The organism is Acidobacteriota bacterium, assembly GCA_016716715.1.
Lineage (GTDB): Bacteria > Acidobacteriota > Thermoanaerobaculia > UBA5066 > UBA5066 > Fen-183.
On sequence record JADJVE010000001.1, the window covers coordinates 117,845 to 135,976 of the forward strand.

An 18,132-nucleotide genomic window follows, 5' to 3' on the forward strand; every position below is an offset into this window, starting at 1 on the left:
GAACGAGAGCGCGCGCTCCTCGCCCGTCAGGCCGCGCTCCTCCTCCGGCCACTCCGCCGCGAACGCCTCCGCGTCGAACGCCGCCGGCTCGCCCGCGGCGCGCGTGAGCGTCTCGCACGCGACGCGCCGCTGGAAGACGTGGAAGAGGTCCTCGAGAAAGCGCGTGTCGGGGAGCCGCGGCTCGAGGCCGAGCGCCTCGAGCCACGCGCGCGCCGCGGGGGACGTCAGACGGCTCCCGCGCGCGTCAACGCGCGAGGGCGCGGTCGAGACCCCGCTGCCCCGTCTCGGAGAACCACGACTCGACGAAGGCCTTGCGGGCGTCGGGCTGGATGTCCAGGGCGCGTTCGTACGCCGCCCCGCGCAGGTCTCGCTTGATCGCCGCGTAGACGTCGCTCGACGCGCCGCCGAGGCGCTGGGCGAACGAGACGGCCTCCTCGATCAGGCGCTCGGCCGGGACGATCCGGTCGATCGCCCCGAGCTCGTGCGCCTCCGCGAACGGCATCGTCTCGCCGAGGAGCGCCCAGTGCGTGAGGGCCTGGTTGCCGACGGTCGTGCGCATCGCCTCGAGGTAGTGCCGCGGGACGTGGATGCCGAGCGTCACCTCGGGGAGGCCGATCGTGCCCGGGCCCGCGGCCGCGATCCGGAAGTCGGCCGTCGAGGCGAGAAGCGCGCCCCCGGCGACCGCGTGGCCCGTGAGCGCGACGACGAGCGGCTTGCCCAGGAGGAAGAGGTCGAAAAACAACGAGTCGAAGACGCGGACGAATCGTGCGAACTCCTCGTCCGTCGCGTGCGCGAGTTTCCTCAGGTCGAAGCCCGCCGAGAAGATCTTCGGGTTCGTCGACGTGAGCACGACTCCACGGACGGATGGGTCTTCCTGCGCGGCAAGGGCGGCGTTGTGGAGCGCGTGCGCGAACTCCGTCGAGAGAGCGTTCGCCTTCCCGCGAGAGAGCGAGAGGATGCGGACCGCGCCCCGGTCCTCGATGAAGACGTCGGTCGGCCGGTCGATCGTGACGGCGGAAAACTCTGAGCTCATCGGGCCGATGTTCTCATGCGGGCGGCGAGGAAGAGGTCGAAGACGCGGCGGTCCTCGGTGAGCTCCGGGTGGAACGTCGCGGCCACGACGTTGTCCTTGCGGACGAGGACGGGGGCGCCGTCGCGCCGGGCGAGGGTCTCGACTCCGGCGCCCGCGGCCGTGATCTTGGGCGCGCGGATGAACACCGCCTCGAGCGGGCCCTCGCCGAGAGCCGCGCGGTCCACGTCCGTGAGGCGAAGCACCGTCGAGTCCAGCTGGCGCCCGTACGCGTTCCGCGCAACCGTCACCGGAAGGAGGCCGAGGCCCGCGCCCTCGGGGTTGGTGACGGTGTCCGCGAGGAGGATCGCGCCCGCACACGTCCCGAGCACCGGGTCGCCCCGCCGCGCCAGCTCGCGGATCGCAGCCTCGATTCCCGTGCCTTCCATGAGCGTGCGAAACGTCGTCGACTCTCCCCCGGGGATCACGAGGCCGGTCGACTCGAGGATCCCCGCCGCCGTGCGCACGGGGCGCGCGGCGACGCCCGCGCGGCCGAGGGCCGCCAGGTGCGCCTGGAAGTCGCCCTGGAGGGCGAGAACGCCGATCACGGGTCTACCAGCCGCGGGTCTGGAGCTGCTCGGCCTCGGGGAGCTTCGCCGCCTCGATGCCCTTCATGCCCTCGCCGAGGTTCTCGGACGCCTTCGCGACGCGGTCCGCGTCCTCGAAGTGCGTCGTGGCCTCGACGATCGCGCGGGCGCGCCTGGCGGGGTCTTCGGACTTGAAGATCCCCGAGCCGACGAAAACGGCCTCGGCGCCGAGCATCCGGCAGAGCGCCGCGTCCGCAGGCGTCGCGATGCCGCCGGCCGCGAAATTCGGGACCGGGAGCCGGCCGTGCTCGGCGACCCACACGACGAGGTCGAACGGCGCCTGAAGGTTCTTGGCCGCCGTCATCCACTCGTCCTTCGTGAGGAGCGTCAACGCCTTCATCTGGCGCGTGACCTCGCGAAGGTGCTTGACGGCGTGGACGATGTCGCCGGTGCCCGCCTCGCCCTTCGTGCGGATCATCGCGGCGCCCTCGCCGATGCGGCGCAGCGCCTCGCCGAGATTCCGGCACCCGCAAACGAACGGGACCTTGTAGTCGTGCTTGTAGACGTGGTTTTCCTCGTCGGCCGGCGTCAGGACCTCGGACTCGTCGATGAAATCCACGCCGAGCGCCTCGAGAATGCGCGCCTCCGCGAGGTGGCCGATGCGGCACTTCGCCATGACGGGGATCGAGACGGCGGCCTCGATCTCGCGGATCTTCGAGACGGGCGACATGCGGGCGACGCCGCCGTCGCGCCTGATGTCGGCGGGGACGCGCTCGAGCGCCATCACGGCGGCCGCGCCGGCGTCTTCGGCGATCTTCGCCTGGTCGGCGTTCACGACGTCCATGATGACGCCGCCCTTGAGCATCTCGGCGAGGCCGACCTTGACGCGGAAGGCGTCGGAGGAGAACGGGGACGAGAACACGGGAGTGGTCATCGGAGTTCCTTTCGTCTTCAGATCTGAATGAGAGCCGCTTCCTGGGCGTCGCTCGCGTCCCGCGCGGACTTCGCGCGGCCCTTCTTCTGACGCGCGGCCTGGCGGGCGAGGTCGCGCGCCGAGGCGCCCGCGATCTCGAGGGCCTTCTCGAGCTCGGCGGTCGTGCCGCGTGCGACGGACACGCGGATGGCGGAAACGTCGGACTGGTCGGGCGAGAAGTCGGCGCCGGCCGACAGGAGGACCCCCTGCTCGCGCGCGGCCGCGACGAGCGCGCGCCCGGTCACCCCCTCGGGCAGCCTCACCCAGAGGACCCAGCCGCCCGCGGGCCGCTCGACGGCCGTGCCGATCGGGAAGCGGTTCAGGACCGTCCGGTGAGCGAGCGCGAGGCGCCGCTTGAGCCGCACGCGCGTCCGCGCGAGGTGGCGGTCGTAGTCGCCGCGCGTCAGGAAGAGGTTCAGCGCGGCCTGCAGGAGCGGCGGAGACGTGAGCTCGCCGACGCGCTTCAGCGCCGCGAGCCGGTGGACGAACTCCCTCGGTCCCGCGATCCAGCCGACGCGCACGCCCGGGAAGAGCGCCTTGCTGATCGTCCCGAGGTGAATCACGTGCTCCGGCGCGAGGGCGGCGAGCGGCGGCGGGAGCTCGCCCTCGACGAGAAGATCCGCGTCGAACGCGTCCTCCACGAGGAGGACGCCCGCGGCGGCGGCGCGGCCCGCGATCTCGGCCCGGCGCCGCGCCGAGGCGAGGAGTCCCGTGGGGTTGTGGAAGTCCGGGATCGCGTACACGAACTTCGGCCGCTCGGCGAGGGCGCGCTCGAAGGCGGCCGTCTCCATCCCCTCGTCGTCGAGCGGCACACCGACGAGGCGGGCGCGGTGCGCGCGCAGGAGCGAGAGCGCGCCCGAGTAGCTCGGGCTCTCGACGGCGACGGCGTCGCCCGGGTCGACGAGCGCGCGCGTGATGAGGTCGAGGCCCTGCTGCGCGCCGTTCACGATGAGGAGCGCGTCGGGGTCGGCCGCGATCCCCCGGCGCGACAGGCGCTCGGCCAGCGTCTCGCGCAGCGGCCGGTAGCCGAACGGCGAGCCGTACGCGAGGAGCGTTCCGTCGCGCGCGACCTCGGCCAGCAGCGCGGCGAACGCCGCGGCCGGGAAGTCGCGTTCGTCGGGCGCGAGGCGCGAGAGGTCGTACGGGGCGGCCACCGGCTCGGCAGCGGGCGGCTCCGCGACGATCCGGAGGAGAAGCGACGACGCGATGCGGTCCCAGGCGGGCGCGGGCCCGAGAACGGGGGCCGCGCTGGAGCGGCGCACGACGCGGGTCCCGCCCCCCTTGTTCGTCTCGATCCAGCCCTCGCGCTTGAGGACCTGGAGCGCCTGGTGGACGGTCGCCCGGTTGACCTCGAGCGCCCGCGCGAGATCGCGGGACGCGGGGAGGCGCTCGCCCTCGAGGTGCTTGCCGCGACGGATGTCGCGGATGACCGCGTCCGCGATGGTCCGGTAGAGCGGGACCCGCGCCGCCGCGCTCACGGGCTCTGTCCCTGACGTCGCCATGCCCGATACGTTAGGTCTTGGCCTAGACCAACGTCAAACCGGCCGCCACCTCGAGCCAACCAAGTGTGGGCGCGACCCGGCCAGGCTACTCGCCGCGGGAGAGGAACGCCGCGTACGCGCGCTCCATCTCCTCGGCGACGAGGAGGTCCCACTCGCGCGTGCCTTCGACGACGCGGCGCGCTTTTTCGGCGATTTTCGCCTTTACGGCGCCGGTGATCCGGTCGTTTTCCTTGTCCCACGCGAGGATCGCCTGGAGGATGTGGTTCCTGAGGAACTCGCGCTCGGCCGCCACGACCACGCCCGGCGTCTTCCCGAGACGCTCGACCATCCGGTGCGAAAGGTCCACGGCCCGCTCGCGGGAGATCGACATCAGTGAATCCGTCTCGGCCCGTCGCCCGCCGGGGCGCGCAGGAGCGCGACGCCCTTCGCGGTGAGCGGATGGTCGAAGAGCTTGTCGAGGACGGCGTACGGCAGCGTCGCGACGTCGGCCCCGAGGGCGGCCGCGTCGAGGACGTGGATCGGGTTCTGGATTCCCTGCACGCAGATCTGCGTCTCGAGGCCGTAGTTGTCGTACACGCGCACGATGGACTCGACGACGTCCATCCCGATCTGGCCCGCGTCGTCCAGCTCGCCGACGGACGGGCTCACGTACGCGCTGCCGGCGCGCGCGGCGAGGAGCGCCTGCGAGGCCGTGTAGACGAGGCCGACGTCCGTCGCGATCTGCTCGTCGCCGAGGAGGCGCACGACGCGCAGGCCTTCGCGCGTCATCGGGACGCGCAGGACGACGTTCTTGCCGTGCTTGTGGAGCTCGCGCGCCTCCTTGTACATCGCCTTCGGGTCGCCCGCCGCGAGCGTCGCAACGACCGGGCCGTCGCCGACCTGCGCGAGCTCGGCGAGCAGGCGGCGGGTGTCCCGCCCAGGGGCTCCGGCGGCGTCGGGCCGGAGGAGGATCCCGTCGAGGAGGCCCCACTCGCGGACGCGGCGCGCCTCGTCGGCGTCCGCGGTGTCGAGAAAAAATCGCATGGGGGGCGGAGTCTAGCCCGTCTAGGCGGTTTGCGGGCCTTCGGGGGGCGGCGCGCCCTCGGCCGGAGGCTCGGCGTCGCCGTTCGGGACGTCCTCGCCCGCGAGCTTCGCGACGGCGACGACACGGTCCCCGTCCGCCAGGTCGATGAGCTTGACGCCCATCGTCGCGCGGCCGGTTTCGCGCACGTCCGAGACCGCGATCCGGATCAGGATCCCCTGCTCCGTGATCAGAAGGAGGTGGTCGGTGTCCGTCACGGACGAGACGCCCACGACGGGGCCGTTCTTCTCGGTGACCTTCACGTTGATGACGCCCGTGCCGCCCCGGCCCTGCTGGCGGTATTCCGCGATGTCCGTGCGCTTGCCGTAGCCCTTCTCCGTGACCGCGAGGAGCGTCGACGAGTCCTCGACGAGGTCCATCTCGACGAGGAAGTCGCCCTCGCGCAGCTCGATCCCCTTGACGCCCGTCGTGTCGCGGCCCATCGCGCGGACGTCCGTCTCCTCGAACTTGATGCCCATCCCGTTGCGGGTCCCGAGGAACACTTTTCGGGTGCCGTCCGTGATCTGCGCCGAGAGGAGCTCGTCGCCCTCCTCGAGCTTGATCGCGATGATCCCTTTCTCGCGCGGGTTGCCGTACGCGGAGAGGACCGTCTTCTTCACGGTGCCGTTCCGCGTCGCGAAGATCAGGAAGCGGTCGTCGGGGAACGTGCGCGTCGTCGCCATCGCGGCGAGGCGCTCGCCCTCCTCGAGGGCGAGGAAGTTCACGAGGGCCTTGCCGCGCGTCGCGGGCGCGAGCGACGGGAGGTCGTAGACCTTGACCCAGTGGACGCGGCCCTTATTGGTAAACGCCAGAAGCGAATCGTGCGTCGAGCCGACGAAGAGGTGCTCGACGACGTCCTCGGCGGCCGTCGCGGCGCCCGTGCGGCCCTTGCCGCCGCGGCGCTGCGCCCGGTAGACGGAGAGCGGCGTCCTCTTCGCGTAGCCGCCGCGGGAGATCGTGAGGACGACCTCCTCCTCGGCGATGAGGTCTTCCATCTCGAGCGTGCCGGCCTCCGCCTGGATCTCGGTGCGGCGCGGGTTCCCGAAGCGCTCCTTCACCGCGAGAAGCTCGGCGCGGATGATCGCGGCGACGCGGGCGGGCGTCGCGAGGATGTCCTTCAGGTCGGCGACGAGGGAGAGGACTTCGCGGTATTCGGCGAGGATCTTCTCGCGCTCGAGGCCCGTGAGGCGCTGCAGGCGCATTTCGAGGATCGCCTGCGCCTGGACCGCGTCGAGGCGCAGGAGGCCGTCCTCGGTGCGCGCGGACGCGGAGATCTCGAGCGACTCGACGCCGAGGAACTTCTCGAGCGCGGCCTTCTCGACGACCACCTCCGCGCACAGCCGTTCCTTCGCCTCCGCGGCGTCCTTGCTCCCCCGGATGATCGCGATGACGCGGTCGAGGTTCGCGAGCGCGACGGCGAGGCCGAGCAGGAGGTGCGCGCGCTCCTCGGCCTTCCGGAGGTCGAACTGCGTGCGGCGCACGACGACCGCGCGGCGGTGGTCGAGGAAGTGGCGGAAGAGGTCCTTCAGCGGGAGGACGCGCGGCTGCCCGTCCACGATCGCGAGGAAGATGATTCCGAACGAAGACTGCAGCGGCGTGAGCGCGAGGATCTGGTTCAGGACGACCTGCGCGACGGCGTCGCGCTTGACGTCGACGACGACCCGCATTCCCTCGCGGTCGGACTCGTCGCGGATCGCGGAGATGCCCTCGAGGCGCTTCTCGTTCACGAGATGCGCGATGAGCTCGATGAGCCGCGCCTTGTTGACCTGGTAGGGGATTTCCGTGATGACGATCGACTCGCGGTCGCCCTTCTTGTTCTTCTCGATCCCCGCCTTGCCGCGCACCTGCAGGATGCCGCGCCCGGTCCGGTACGCGTCCACGATTCCCTGGCGGCCGAGGATGATCCCGCCCGTCGGGAAGTCGGGGCCCGGCAGGGCTTTCAGGAGCCCGGCCAGGTCGGTCTTCGAATCGTCGAGGAGGAGGACCGCCGCGTCGCACGCCTCGGCGAGGTTGTGCGGCGGGATCTTCGTCGCCATGCCGACCGCGATCCCCTCCGAGCCGTTCACGAGCAGGTTCGGGAACGCCGACGGCAGGACGACGGGCTCCTGGAGCGAGCCGTCGTACGTCAGCGTCCAGTCGACCGTCTCCTTGTCGATGTCGTCGCCGATGAGGTCGTCGGCGAGGCGCGCGAGGCGGATCTCCGTGTAGCGCATCGCGGCGGCCGCGTCGCCGTCCACGGAGCCGAAGTTGCCCTGGCCGTCCACGAGCGGCTCGCGCAGCGAGAACGGCTGGGCCATGCGGACGATCGTGTCGTAGATCGCCGAGTCGCCGTGCGGGTGGTACTTGCCCATGACGTCGCCGACGATGCGCGCTGACTTTTTGTACGGGCGGCCGGCGCGGTTGCTCTGCTCCCACATCCCGTACAGGACGCGGCGGTGCACGGGCTTCAATCCGTCGCGCACGTCGGGCAGGGCGCGCCCGACGATGACGGACATCGCGTAGTCGAGGTAGCTCCGCCGGATCTCCTCCTCGATGGAGACGGGGATCTTCTCCGTCGGGTCGATCACGGGGGGCTTTTCGGGTGTGTCGGCCATGTCAGATATCCAGGTTCGAGACGTTCAGGGCGTTCGCCTCGATGAATTCGCGCCGCGGCTCGACCGCGTCGCCCATCAGGATCGTGAAAATCTCGTCGGCCTCGACGGCGTCCTCGACGCGCACCTGCAGGAGCCGGCGCGACGCGGGGTTCATCGTCGTCTCCCAGAGCGTCTCGGGGTTCATCTCGCCGAGGCCCTTGTAGCGGTTGATCGTGAGGCCCTTCTCCGCGCTCGCGAGGACCGCGTCGACGGCCTCGGGCAGCGTCGCGAGCGCCTGCTCGGCGCCGGAGCCGTTCGCCCGGAGCCGGTACGGCCCGTCCAGGAACCCGTCGATCTTCGCGGCGAGGTCGGCCACCTTGCGCATCTCGTAGCCGGCGAGGAACGCCGCGTCCACGACGCCCGTCTTGACGACGCCGTTCACGGCCTGCCGGACGTGGATCGCGTGGCCGCCGTGCTCCTCGTCCGCGCGGATCTCGAACGCCTCGACGACGGCCGAGAGCTCCTGCGCCGCGCGCTCGAGGCGCGTGCGGTCGGCGAAGGCCGCGGGGTCCGTGAGGCCGCCGTTCACGAGCGTCCTGAGGAGCGCCTCGGGGAAGCCGCGCACGGCGAGGCGCGCGACGAGGCCGCGCCACTCCTGCATCTCGGCCACGAGCGCGGTGAGCGCCGCGCCGGAGGCCGTCTTCTCGGTCGTCTCGGAGACGAGCGTGCGGTCCTCGCCGAGGCGCGCGAGGAGGAACCGCGCCTTTTCCTTCTCGTCCTTGAGAAAGGTCTCCCTCTTGCCCTCCACGACGCGGAAGAGCGGGGGCTGCGCGATGTAGAGGTAGCCCTTGTCGATCGTCGCGCGCATCTGGCGGAAGAAGAACGTCAGGAGGAGCGTCCGGATGTGGCTCCCGTCGACGTCGGCGTCCGTCATGAGGATGATCTTGTGGTAGCGGATCTTGCCGGCGTCGAAGTCCTCGCCGATCCCCGCGCCGAGCGCGAGGATGAGCGAGCGGATCTCCGCGAAGGCGAGCATCTTGTCGAAGCGCGCTTTCTCGACGTTCAGGATCTTGCCCTTGAGCGGGAGGATCGCCTGCGTCCGCCGGTCGCGGCCCTGCTTGGCCGAGCCGCCGGCCGAGTCGCCCTCGACGATGAAGATCTCCGACAGCGCCGGATCGCCTTCCTGGCAGTCCGCGAGCTTGCCGGGAAGACCCGCGCCGTCCAGCGCGCCCTTGCGGCGGACGAGCTCGCGCGCCTTGCGGGCCGCCTCGCGCGCCCGCGCGGCGTCGACGATCTTCTCGACGACCCGGCGCGCCACCTTCGGGTTCTCCTCGAAGAAGCTCGATAGCCGTTCGTAGGTGACGGTCTGGACCCACGTCTTCGCTTCCTGCGAAACGAGCTTCTCCTTCGTCTGCGAGGAGAACTTCGGGTCGCGGATCTTGAGCGAGACGACGGCCGTGAGGCCCTCGCGGCAGTCGTCGCCGGAGAGCGTCGTGTCCTTGAGGTTCTTCGTGAGCCCCGTGCTCTCGGCGTAGCGCTGGATCGCCCGCGTGAGCGCGGCCTTGAGGCCCTCGAGGTGCGTGCCGCCGTCCTTGTTCGAGATCGTGTTCGTGAAGCAGAAGATCTGCTCGGCGTAGCCCTCGTTCCACTGGAGCGCGACGTCGAGCCGCTCGTGCTTGGCGTCCTGCGCCGGGTCGCCGGTCGGGTTCTTCACGTCCGCGAACGTGATGACGGCCTCGTGCAGCGGCGCCTTGTTCTTGTTGAGGTGCTCCACGAAGGACTTGATCCCGCCCTCGTACCTGAAGACGTGCTTCTTTTCGCCCTTGGGGTCGCGCTCGTCGACGGCCTCGATCGTGACGCCCCGGTTCAGGAACGCGAGCTCGCGAAGGCGCTGCGACAGCCCGTCGAAGTTGTAGCTCGTGACCGAGAAGATCTCGGGGTCCGCCTTGAACGTGATCTTCGTGCCCGTCTTGGCGGTTTTCCCGACCTCGCGGATGGGCTCGAGCGGAACGCCCTTGCCGTAACGCTGCTGCCAGACCTTCCCCTCGCGCTTGACCTCGACGAGGAGCGCGCCCGCGAGCGCGTTCACGACGGAGAGGCCGACGCCGTGGAGGCCGCCCGAGACCTTGTACGCGTTGTCGTCGAACTTCCCTCCCGAGTGGAGGTCCGTGAGGATGATCTCGAGCGTCTCGCGCTTGTGGACCGGGTGCGGCCCGACCGGGATGCCGCGCCCGTTGTCCTCGACCGTCACGGAGTCGTCCGCGTGGACGACGACGCTGATCGTGTCGCAGTAGCCGGCCTGGGCCTCGTCGATCGCGTTGTCGACGAGCTCGGTCACCATGTGGTGGAGGCCCGTGATGTCGTCGGTGTTTCCGATGTACATCCCCGGCCGCTTGCGCACGGCCTCGAGCCCCTTGAGGAGCTTGATCGACGCGGCGCCGTAGTCGTCGCCCGAGTTCGGGTTCGACTCCGCGCTCACCGGCCGCCTCCGCGGGCGACGCGCGACGCGGACCGGCCCGCGCCGAGGATTCCCTCGCGCGCGAGGCGGCCCGCCGCCATGCGGTAGAGGGCGCCCGCGGGTAGCGGGAGTCCGCGGACGGCCTCCGGGCGCGCGGACGAGAGAAAAATCTGCCCGTCCTCCGGAAGCGCCTCGGCGAAGGCGCCGAGGACGCGAGGGTCCCACTCGGAGTCGAAGTCGTCGAACGCGAGGACCGGCGGGTTGCCCGCCGCCTCGGCCATGAGCGTCATCTCGGCGAGCGTCCACGCGAGGAGGAAGGTCCGCGTCTCGCCGGAAGAGGCGCGCGACGCGACCGGAACGCCCTCGGCCTTCAGGAGAACGTCGTCGCGGTGCGGCCCCGCGAGGCAGCGCTGGGCCCGCCGCTCGTCGGCCTTCTTCTGCCGCATGAGCGCGGCCAGGGCCCGCGAGTGGTCCGCCGCGTCGCCCTCGGCCGGGAGGTCGCTCAGGAGTTCGAGCGCGACGCCGCGGAAGGGAGAGCCGAGAGCTTCGGCGGCCCGGGCGATCTCCGTCTCGAGGCGCGCGCGCGTCGCGCGGCGGGAGACGGCGATCCGGGCGCCGGTCTCGGAGAGCGTCGATTCGTACACGGCCATCTCGTCGGCGTCGTAACGCGGCGAGAGCGCGAGAAGCCGCGTCTTGGACGCGCGCGCCTTCTCGTACTGCGCGAGGAAGCGCGCGTGCTCGGGGTCGACGGCGAGCGCGGCCCGGTCGAGGGCGCGCCGGCGGTCGGCCGCCGGCCCCGAGAGGCGCGCGAGGTCGCGCGCCGTCAGGAACACCGCGGGAAGCGTGCGGGCGGCCGTGAGGCGCGTGACGCGCTTGCCGTCCCGGTAGTGCTCGCGAACGCCGGCCGAAAGAACGAGGCCGAGGGTCGCGTCGGTGCGTGGGTCTCCCGCCTCGCGCACGCGCGCGGACACGACCGTGCGCGGAGCCAGGTGCTCACGCACCTCCGCGAGGTCGCGGGTGCGGAACGACGCCCGTCCGGAGACCAGCGCGAGCGCCTCGAGGAGGTTCGTCTTGCCCTGCCCGTTGTCTCCCACCACGAGGTTGAGCCTCGGGTGGAACTCGAGCCGGGTGCTGGCGAGGTTCCGGAACGCGTCCGACGTGAGGGACAGAATCTCCACTAGGCCTTTTACATCCGCATCGGCATGACGACGTAGAGGTAGCTCCGGATGCCGCCGAGTGGCTCCCCGGGCCGGCCCTGGCACTGGGCCTGCTCGTCCTTGACGAACAAGTGGACGTCCTTGGTCTCGGCCGCCTCGAGGAACTGCTCGAGGTAGCGCGCGTTGAGGCGCAGCGTCACGGGGGTCGAGTCGTAGGCCGCGGGGATCTCCTGCGAGCCGTCGCCGACCTCCTGGCTCTCGGACGAAACGACGAGCGATCCCTTGTCGAACGCGAGGCTCACGGCCTTCGTCCGGTCGCCCGAGAGGAGCGCGATGCGCCTCACCGCGCCGAGGAGCTCTTCCCGCGGGACGACGGCTTTCTTGTCGTTTTCCTTGCTGATGACCTTCTCGTAGTCGGGAAAGCGGCGCTCGTCGAGCTTCGAGAACAGCTTCCGGTTCCCGACGACGAACCCGATGTGGTTCGTGCCGCGCACGATCGTCACGGCCGCGTCATCCGCCGCGTCGAGCTTTCCGAGCTCGTCGAGGATCTTCTTCGAAACGAGCACGGGCTCGAACCCCGAATCGGCCTTCGACCCTTCCACCTCGACCAGGGCGAGCCGGTGCCCGTCGGTGGCGACCATCTCGACGACGCCGTTCTTCGCCTTCAGGAGAGCCCCCTGCAGCTGCAGGCGCATCTCCTCGGTCGAAACCGCGAAGCGGACCTTGTCGACCATGCGGCGCAGCGCGCCGAACGGCAACGTGAGCGACGGACCCCCGGAGGGCTCCGGCCGCGTGGGGTAGTCCCCGGCCGGCAGGCCATTGAGCCGGATCCGCAGCTTTGGTTCCTTGCACTCGACGGACACGTGGTTGTTCTCGAGCACCTTGAGCTTGAGCTCGGCGTTCGGCGGCAACTCGCGCACGACGTCGTAAAGCCGGCGTGCCGGCGCCGTCACGGCCCCGGCACTCTTCTGTGCCGTCGTCGGGATCTCGGACACGAGGGTCGTGTCCAGATCTGTCGCCGTCAGGGCGAGGACGCCATTTCGCGCTTCGAGAAGCACGTTCGTGAGAATCTGATGCGTGGTTCTCTTCTCCACGACGCCCTGAATCAGGCTGAGTTCGCGGGCAAGAACCGAGGCCGGAATTGTCAGCTCCACGACGACTCCTTAAGGAATCTGAATCGTACCATTCAGAACCCCCCAAAAGAAGTAGAAGTCGTAGGGAGTGTCAAAAAGTGGAGAAGTATGTAACTCGTTCAAATTGAGAGGGTTGAAGAGCACAACACCCTGTGCATCGCCGGCCACCGGATTGTGTATTCACGAGACATGGAAAACGGGTGTGCCGGGTTATCCAAGCGGGCGCCAAGCGGGGAGGAAAACGGGTGGAAAAAAGCGTGGAAAAGTCAGCGATACTGCGCCAGGAAGCCCGCCACGAGACGGTCGAAGTCGGAATCCTCCTCGCGCAGCGCCGCGATCTTGCGCACCGCGTGAAGAGCCGTCGTGTGGTGCTTGTCGGAGAAGAGCCGGCCGATCTCCGGGAGCGAGAGGTGAGTGGCTTCCTTCAGAACGTACATCGCGACCTGGCGCGGGAAGACGATCGGCCCGCGCTTGGACCGCGCGCGCATCTCGTTCGGCTTCAGGCCGTAATGCGCCGCGATGCCCTTGACGATCTCGGCGGGAGAGGCGGCGGACTCCTCGGCGCGGAAGACGTCCTTCAGCGACTCGCGCGCGAGGTCGAGAGAGACGGGCTCGCCCTTGAGCGACGCGTACGCGACGACGCGGTTGAAGTAGCCCTCCAACTCGCGGATCGAGGACTTGATCTTCGACGCGAGGAAGAACGAGACGTCGTCCTCCAGCGCGACCTCGTGCGCGTCGGCCTTCTGCCGGAGGATCGCGACCTTCGTCTCGAAGTCGGGCAGCTGGATGTCCACGATGAGCCCGCCCTCGAAACGGCTCTTGAGGCGCTCCGCGAGCCCGGGAATCTCGCGCGGCGGCACGTCCGAGGAGAAGACGATCTGGTTGCCCTCGTCGTAGAGCGCGTTGAACGTGTGGAAGAGCTCGTTCTCGGAAGCCTCCTTGCCGACCACGAACTGCACGTCGTCGAGGAGGAGGAGGTCGGCGGCGCGGAAACGCTGGCGGACCGCTTCCATCTTGTTGAACCTGAGGCCGAGGACGACCTCGTTCACGAAGTTCTCGGACGTCAGGTAGATGACCTTCTCGCCGGGGTGGCGCGAGAGGCGCCGGTGGCCGATGGCCTGCATGAGGTGCGTCTTGCCGAGGCCCGTGCCGCCGCAGACGAGGAGCGGGTTGTACTGGCGGGAAGTCTGGTCGGCAACGCGCAGCGCGGCCGCGTGCGCGAGACGGTTCGACGAGCCGGTCACGAAATTCTCGAACGTGTACGCGGGGTTCAGGCCGCCGGCCCGGCGCCGCGGCTCGGACGGGATCTTCTGCGGGTTGACCGAAGAGCGGAACTCCCCGTCGGCGCCGAACCGGATCTCGCGGGTTCCGACGCCCGCGAGGCGGGCCGCCTCGGCGATCTGGTGGGCGTAGGCCTCCGGGATGTAGTCGACGAAGAGGGGCGTTCGAACCTGGACGAAGATCGCCTCCGCGGTTTCCGACTTCTGGCGCGAATCGCGGAACCAGGAGTCGAACTCCCGCTCGTCGACGCGGGTCTTCAGGTGCTCGAGTATCTTGGCCCAGGAGTTGGCTTTTTCCACAGGATGTCCACCGCTGTGCAAATCGATCTTGCGACGGGGGGCGAGAGCCTACCACCCGTCCAGCGGGGGTCCAAGACCCTTCGGGTTGACAGGCGGGGCCGGGACCCGGAGAATCCCCCTCCCCGCGGGAGGGTCCGCCAACCATGGCCAAAACGAAGAGAACGTTCCAGCCCAACAACCGCCACCGGAAGAGGACGCACGGCTTCCTCATCCGGATGAGAACCAAGACCGGCCGCGCCGTCCTCGCCCGCCGCCGGGCCAAGGGCCGCAAGACCCTCTCCGCCTGAGCGGAGGAGGGGCCCGGGCCGCCACCGGGCCCCCCCGGCCAAAGAGCCGGTTCATGAGTCCACGCGTACCGCCCGAACCGCGCCCCGCGCGCGCGGAGGCGTTCCCGCGCCGCCTTGCGGATCGCCGCGCGCCGGGACTTCACCGCGACCTACGACGCCGGCCGCCGCCACCACGGCCGCCTCGTCGTCGTGTTCGCGCGGCCGAAGGACGGCGCGGGCCGGCTCGGAATCACGGCCACGCGCAAGGTCGGAAACGCCGTCCTGCGCAACCGCGCCCGGCGCCGGGTGCGCGAGATCTACCGCCGCTGGCACGCCGCCGCTCCCCTGGCCGCGTCCCTCGAGGTCGTCGTGAACGTCATGTCGCGTGCCGCGACCGCCCCGTTTCCGGCGCTCGACGCCGAGCTGCGCGCCCTGCTCGACCGCGCCGCCCTCGCCGCGTGGCCGGAGCGCGCGTGAGCGCCGTGGCCGCCTTCCCCGCCGAGCCGACCCCCGGGGCCCGCGCGGCCGCGGCCGTCTTCGGCTTCTACAAGAAATTCGTCTCTCCGCTGCTGCCGCCCGCCTGCCGGTTCACGCCGACCTGCTCGGAATACGCGCGTGAAGCGGTCCTCCGCCACGGCCTACCCCGCGGCCTCGCGCTCGCCGCGAGGCGGCTGGCGAGCTGCCATCCGTTCCACGCGGGCGGCCACGACCCCGTACCCTGAGAAGATCGTCCAAGGAGACCTCTTGGAGACCAAACGACTCGTCCTCGCGTTCGCCCTTTCGGCCGCCGTCCTGATCGGCTGGTACGTGCTGTTCCCGCCGCCGGCCCCCGCGCCCACGAAACCGGCGGCGGCGGCGGCCGCCCCGAAAACGGCGGCGCCGGGTTCTCCCGCCGCGGCCTCCCCCGCCACCACCGCTGCTCCCGCGCCGGTTGCCGCCGCGCCGCCGCCGGCCGCCCCGGCGGTGCCCGTCGAGCCGATCGCCGCGGCCGCCGGGGAGACCGTCGAGGTCCACCAGCCGCTCTACACGGCGCGCCTCTCGAACGAGGGCGCCGTCCTCACCGCGTTCGTCCTCGCGCAGCACCGCGACGGCGCCGGCAAGCCGCTCAACCTGGTCCGCCTGGACGCGCCGTATCCCGGGCGCACGCTCGCGCTCGACCCCGCGGACCCGTTCCTCGCCCGCGCGGCGAAGGCGCGCTTCGCCGTCGCGAAGGAAGAGAACGGGAGCGAGAAGACCGTGCGGTTCCGGTACCGCGAGGCGGACGGCAACGGGCTCACGGCGACGTACGTCTTCCGCGACTCGTACGTCATCGGCCTGAAGGTCGAGCGCGAGGGCCCCGCGGGCGCGGCGGGCCCGGTCGGCGTCGTCCTCGGCCCGAGCATCGGGAACCCGTCGGGCGAGGAGCTGCAGAGCCGTTACTCGACCCCCGGCGGGACGATCACGGTGGCGACGGGCGGCTCGGTCACGCGCCGGGCCAAGGACGGGCTCAAGGAGGCCGTGCCGGGACTCGCCGGCCTTGTGGCGGCGGGGCTCGAGGACAACTACTTCCTCACGGCGTTCCTGCCCGGCGCGCAGGGCGTCGTGGCGCTCCGCCCGGTCTCGCTGAGCGCGCCCGTCCCGGCGCAGACCGCGGCGCCGTCCGCGACGCCGGCGGCCGCGCCGGCGGCTGCGGCCGAGAGCGAGGTCGTCCTGTCCGGGACCGGCGCCCTTGCGACGGACGTTTTCCTCGGACCGAAGGCAATCGACATCCTCGAGAAGACGCGGCCGGGCCTCGACCGCGTGATCGACTACGGCTGGTTCGCGGTCCTCGTGAAGCCGCTTCTGTGGGGGCTGCGCGCGATCCACAAGTACGTCGGAAACTGGGGCGTCGCGATCCTCCTCATCACCGTCGTCATCAAGGTCCTTCTCTACCCGCTCACGCACAAGCAGCTCGTCTCGATGAAGAAGATGGGCGCGCTGCAGCCGAAGGTGGAGGCGATCCGGACGAAGTGGGGCTCGCGCCTCAAGCAGGATCCGCAGGCGCGCGTGAAGATGAACGAGGAGATGATGGGTCTCTACAAGCAGGAGGGCGTGAACCCCGCGGGCGGCTGCCTGCCCCTCCTCCTGCAGATGCCGATTCTCATCGCGTTCTACAACCTGCTCGCGCACTCGATCGAGCTCCGGCACGCGCCGTTCATGCTCTGGATCACGGACCTCTCCGCGAAGGACCCGTACTACGTCACGCCGATCCTCATGACGGCGACGATGTGGATCCAGCAGCAAATGACGCCGACGACCGGCGACGCCACGATGAAGCGCGTCCAGAACATCATGCCGCTCGTCATGGGCTTCCTGTTCAAGGACGTGCCGTCCGGCCTCGTCCTCTACTGGCTCATGCAGAACATCCTGACGATCGCCCAGCAGATGATCCTCAACCGCTTCACGGACCTCGGGCATTCTTCAATGAAGCCGAAGGCGTCCTGAGGACGGGCTGCCGAGGATGTCGCCGCTCGCCGGCGACCGCGAACGCGGGGGCGACGTGCTCGTCGCTCCCGCGACGCCGCCCGGCGTTTCGGCCCTCGCCGTCGTCCGGCTGACGGGCCCGGCGGGCGCGGCGCGGGCCGTCGCCCGCCGCCTCGCGCCGGACTTCCCCGCCGAGCCGGTCCCGCGCCAGGCGCTTCTCCTGCGCCTCGTCGACGCCGAGGGCCGCGCGCTCGATCGCGCCGTCGTCCTCTTCTGGGCGGCGCCGCACTCGCCCACCGGCGAGGAGGTCGTCGAGTTCGTCTGTCACGGTTCATCCGGCGTCGTTCTCGGCCTCGTGGACGCGGCGCGGCGCGCGGGGGCGCGGCCGGCCGAGCGCGGCGAGTTCACACGGCGGGCGCTCGCGCACGGGAAGCTGGACCTCGCCGAGGCCGAGGGCCTCGCGGTGCTCGCGCGCGCCGAGAGCCGCGGCGCGGCGCGGCGGGCGCTCGGCCTCGTGGAGGGCGCGCTCTCGAAGCGGGTGCACGCGGCCCGCGAACGGGCGCTCGACGCGCTGGCGGCGCTAGAGGCCGCGCTCGACTTCGCCGAGGACGTGCCCGCCGGTGAGGCGACGCGTGCGGGAGCGGAGTTCGCCGCGATCGCCGCGGAGCTCGACGCTCTTGCGAGATCGGCGCGCGGCGCGGGCGAGCGGAAGCCTGTCGTGGCCATCCTCGGCCGGCCGAACGCGGGGAAGTCGACGCTCTTCAACGCGCTCGTCGGAAGCGACCGCGCGATCGTGACGGCGACGCCGGGCACGACGCGCGACGCGATCACCGAGACCGTCGAGATCGCGGGGGAGAGCGTGACGCTCGTCGACACGGCGGGTCTGCGCGACGCGACGGAAGAGGTCGAGCGAATCGGCGTCGACGTCGCGACGCGAGCCGGGGAGAACGCGGACCTGGTGCTCTACGTGGTCGATGCGCTTGCCGGGAGGAACGAAGAGGACGAGGATTTTCTTAGAGGGGGAAGAGGGGAGAAGACGCTCGTCGTGATGACGAAGGCCGATCTCGTTCCTCTCTCTTCCTCTTCGGATCTCTCCGTCTCCGCGCTCACCGGCGCCGGCCTCGACGCGCTGCGCGCGGCGGCCGCCGCGCGCCTCGGCCTCGTCGAGGCCGAAGGAGAGCTGCTCGTCCTCGCGCGCCACAAGGAAGCCCTCGAGTCGGCGGCGCGGCTTCTTGCGGAGGCCGGCGCGCTCGCGGCCGGCGGGAGCGACGCCGAGCTCGTCGCGGCGCGGGCGCGAGAAGGCCTCGTCGCGCTCGGCGCGATCACGGGGGAGACCGCCACCGAGGATCTTCTCGACCGCATCTTCTCGACGTTCTGCGTCGGCAAGTAGAC

At 70.8% G+C, this 18,132-nt stretch carries 16 protein-coding genes; 5 read left to right on the forward strand and 11 right to left on the reverse strand.

The genetic code is table 11. From position 1 onward, the window contains the following. Positions 1 to 244 precede the first annotated feature (244 nt). The 11 genes from IPL89_00565 to dnaA all read right to left on the reverse strand — a co-directional run bounded on the left by IPL89_00565 (position 245) and on the right by dnaA (position 14,032). On the reverse strand, positions 245 to 1,033 hold the full coding sequence (locus IPL89_00565; GenBank protein MBK9061691.1) for an enoyl-CoA hydratase/isomerase family protein: 789 nt from the start codon (positions 1,031 to 1,033) through the stop codon (positions 245 to 247). After that, complete coding sequence (pdxT, locus tag IPL89_00570; protein MBK9061692.1) at positions 1,030 to 1,617, reverse strand: pyridoxal 5'-phosphate synthase glutaminase subunit PdxT; 588 nt, start codon at positions 1,615 to 1,617, stop codon at positions 1,030 to 1,032. The genes IPL89_00565 and pdxT overlap by 4 nt, the downstream gene beginning before the upstream one ends. 4 nt (positions 1,618 to 1,621) lie before the next feature. Then, a complete protein-coding gene (gene pdxS, locus IPL89_00575) occupies positions 1,622 to 2,530 on the reverse strand; it encodes a pyridoxal 5'-phosphate synthase lyase subunit PdxS (GenBank protein MBK9061693.1) in 909 nt (302 codons plus the stop codon). Positions 2,531 to 2,547: 17 nt separating this feature from the next. Next, positions 2,548 to 4,071: a PLP-dependent aminotransferase family protein gene (locus IPL89_00580; protein MBK9061694.1), complete on the reverse strand. Its 1,524-nt coding sequence runs from the start codon at positions 4,069 to 4,071 to the stop codon at positions 2,548 to 2,550. 85 nt (positions 4,072 to 4,156) lie between these two features. After that, positions 4,157 to 4,441, reverse strand: coding sequence for a DUF507 family protein (locus tag IPL89_00585; protein MBK9061695.1), 285 nt, complete (start codon positions 4,439 to 4,441; stop codon positions 4,157 to 4,159). Continuing rightward, positions 4,441 to 5,094, reverse strand: coding sequence for a fructose-6-phosphate aldolase (locus IPL89_00590; protein ID MBK9061696.1), 654 nt, complete (start codon positions 5,092 to 5,094; stop codon positions 4,441 to 4,443). Before IPL89_00590 ends, IPL89_00585 begins: the two co-directional genes overlap by 1 nt. A gap of 21 nt (positions 5,095 to 5,115) precedes the next feature. Next, positions 5,116 to 7,698: a DNA gyrase subunit A gene (gyrA, locus tag IPL89_00595; protein ID MBK9061697.1), complete on the reverse strand. Its 2,583-nt coding sequence runs from the start codon at positions 7,696 to 7,698 to the stop codon at positions 5,116 to 5,118. Between the two features lie 28 nt (positions 7,699 to 7,726). Beyond that, entirely contained in the window at positions 7,727 to 10,183 is a 2,457-nt protein-coding gene (gene gyrB, locus IPL89_00600) for a DNA topoisomerase (ATP-hydrolyzing) subunit B (GenBank protein MBK9061698.1), read from the reverse strand. Then, positions 10,180 to 11,340, reverse strand: a complete 1,161-nt coding sequence (recF, locus tag IPL89_00605) for a DNA replication and repair protein RecF (GenBank protein MBK9061699.1) — start codon at positions 11,338 to 11,340, stop codon at positions 10,180 to 10,182. The genes gyrB and recF overlap by 4 nt, the downstream gene beginning before the upstream one ends. Before the next feature lie 8 nt (positions 11,341 to 11,348). After that, positions 11,349 to 12,473, reverse strand: a complete 1,125-nt coding sequence (gene dnaN, locus IPL89_00610) for a DNA polymerase III subunit beta (GenBank protein ID MBK9061700.1) — start codon at positions 12,471 to 12,473, stop codon at positions 11,349 to 11,351. A 245-nt stretch (positions 12,474 to 12,718) separates the two neighbouring features. Beyond that, entirely contained in the window at positions 12,719 to 14,032 is a 1,314-nt protein-coding gene (dnaA, locus tag IPL89_00615) for a chromosomal replication initiator protein DnaA (GenBank protein MBK9061701.1), read from the reverse strand. Positions 14,033 to 14,175: 143 nt separating this feature from the next. Here dnaA and rpmH point away from each other — a divergent pair, with 143 nt between their 5' ends. The 5 genes from rpmH to mnmE all read left to right on the forward strand — a co-directional run bounded on the left by rpmH (position 14,176) and on the right by mnmE (position 18,130). Continuing rightward, a complete protein-coding gene (rpmH, locus tag IPL89_00620; protein MBK9061702.1) occupies positions 14,176 to 14,319 on the forward strand; it encodes a 50S ribosomal protein L34 in 144 nt (47 codons plus the stop codon). A 114-nt stretch (positions 14,320 to 14,433) separates the two neighbouring features. Further along, a complete protein-coding gene (gene rnpA / locus IPL89_00625) occupies positions 14,434 to 14,775 on the forward strand; it encodes a ribonuclease P protein component (GenBank protein MBK9061703.1) in 342 nt (113 codons plus the stop codon). Between the two features lie 5 nt (positions 14,776 to 14,780). Further along, positions 14,781 to 15,020 (forward strand): membrane protein insertion efficiency factor YidD, encoded by a 240-nt coding sequence (yidD, locus tag IPL89_00630; protein MBK9061704.1) that lies wholly within the window; start codon positions 14,781 to 14,783, stop codon positions 15,018 to 15,020. A gap of 22 nt (positions 15,021 to 15,042) precedes the next feature. Next, positions 15,043 to 16,761 carry a membrane protein insertase YidC gene (yidC, locus tag IPL89_00635; protein ID MBK9061705.1) on the forward strand — a complete coding sequence of 573 codons (1,719 nt, stop codon included), beginning with the start codon at positions 15,043 to 15,045 and terminating at the stop codon, positions 16,759 to 16,761. 16 nt (positions 16,762 to 16,777) lie between these two features. Continuing rightward, on the forward strand, positions 16,778 to 18,130 hold the full coding sequence (mnmE, locus tag IPL89_00640; GenBank protein MBK9061706.1) for a tRNA uridine-5-carboxymethylaminomethyl(34) synthesis GTPase MnmE: 1,353 nt from the start codon (positions 16,778 to 16,780) through the stop codon (positions 18,128 to 18,130). The last annotated feature ends 2 nt before the right edge of the window (positions 18,131 to 18,132 follow it).

Coding starts and splice junctions, on each gene's coding strand:
- IPL89_00565 (MBK9061691.1), bottom strand. CDS start 1,033: ATGAGCTCAGAGTTTTCCGCCGTCACGATCGACCGGCCGACCGACGTC.
- pdxS (MBK9061693.1), bottom strand. CDS start 2,530: ATGACCACTCCCGTGTTCTCGTCCCCGTTCTCCTCCGACGCCTTCCGC.
- IPL89_00580 (MBK9061694.1), bottom strand. CDS start 4,071: ATGGCGACGTCAGGGACAGAGCCCGTGAGCGCGGCGGCGCGGGTCCCG.
- IPL89_00585 (MBK9061695.1), bottom strand. CDS start 4,441: ATGTCGATCTCCCGCGAGCGGGCCGTGGACCTTTCGCACCGGATGGTC.
- IPL89_00590 (MBK9061696.1), bottom strand. CDS start 5,094: ATGCGATTTTTTCTCGACACCGCGGACGCCGACGAGGCGCGCCGCGTC.
- rpmH (MBK9061702.1), top strand. CDS start 14,176: ATGGCCAAAACGAAGAGAACGTTCCAGCCCAACAACCGCCACCGGAAG.
- mnmE (MBK9061706.1), top strand. CDS start 16,778: ATGTCGCCGCTCGCCGGCGACCGCGAACGCGGGGGCGACGTGCTCGTC.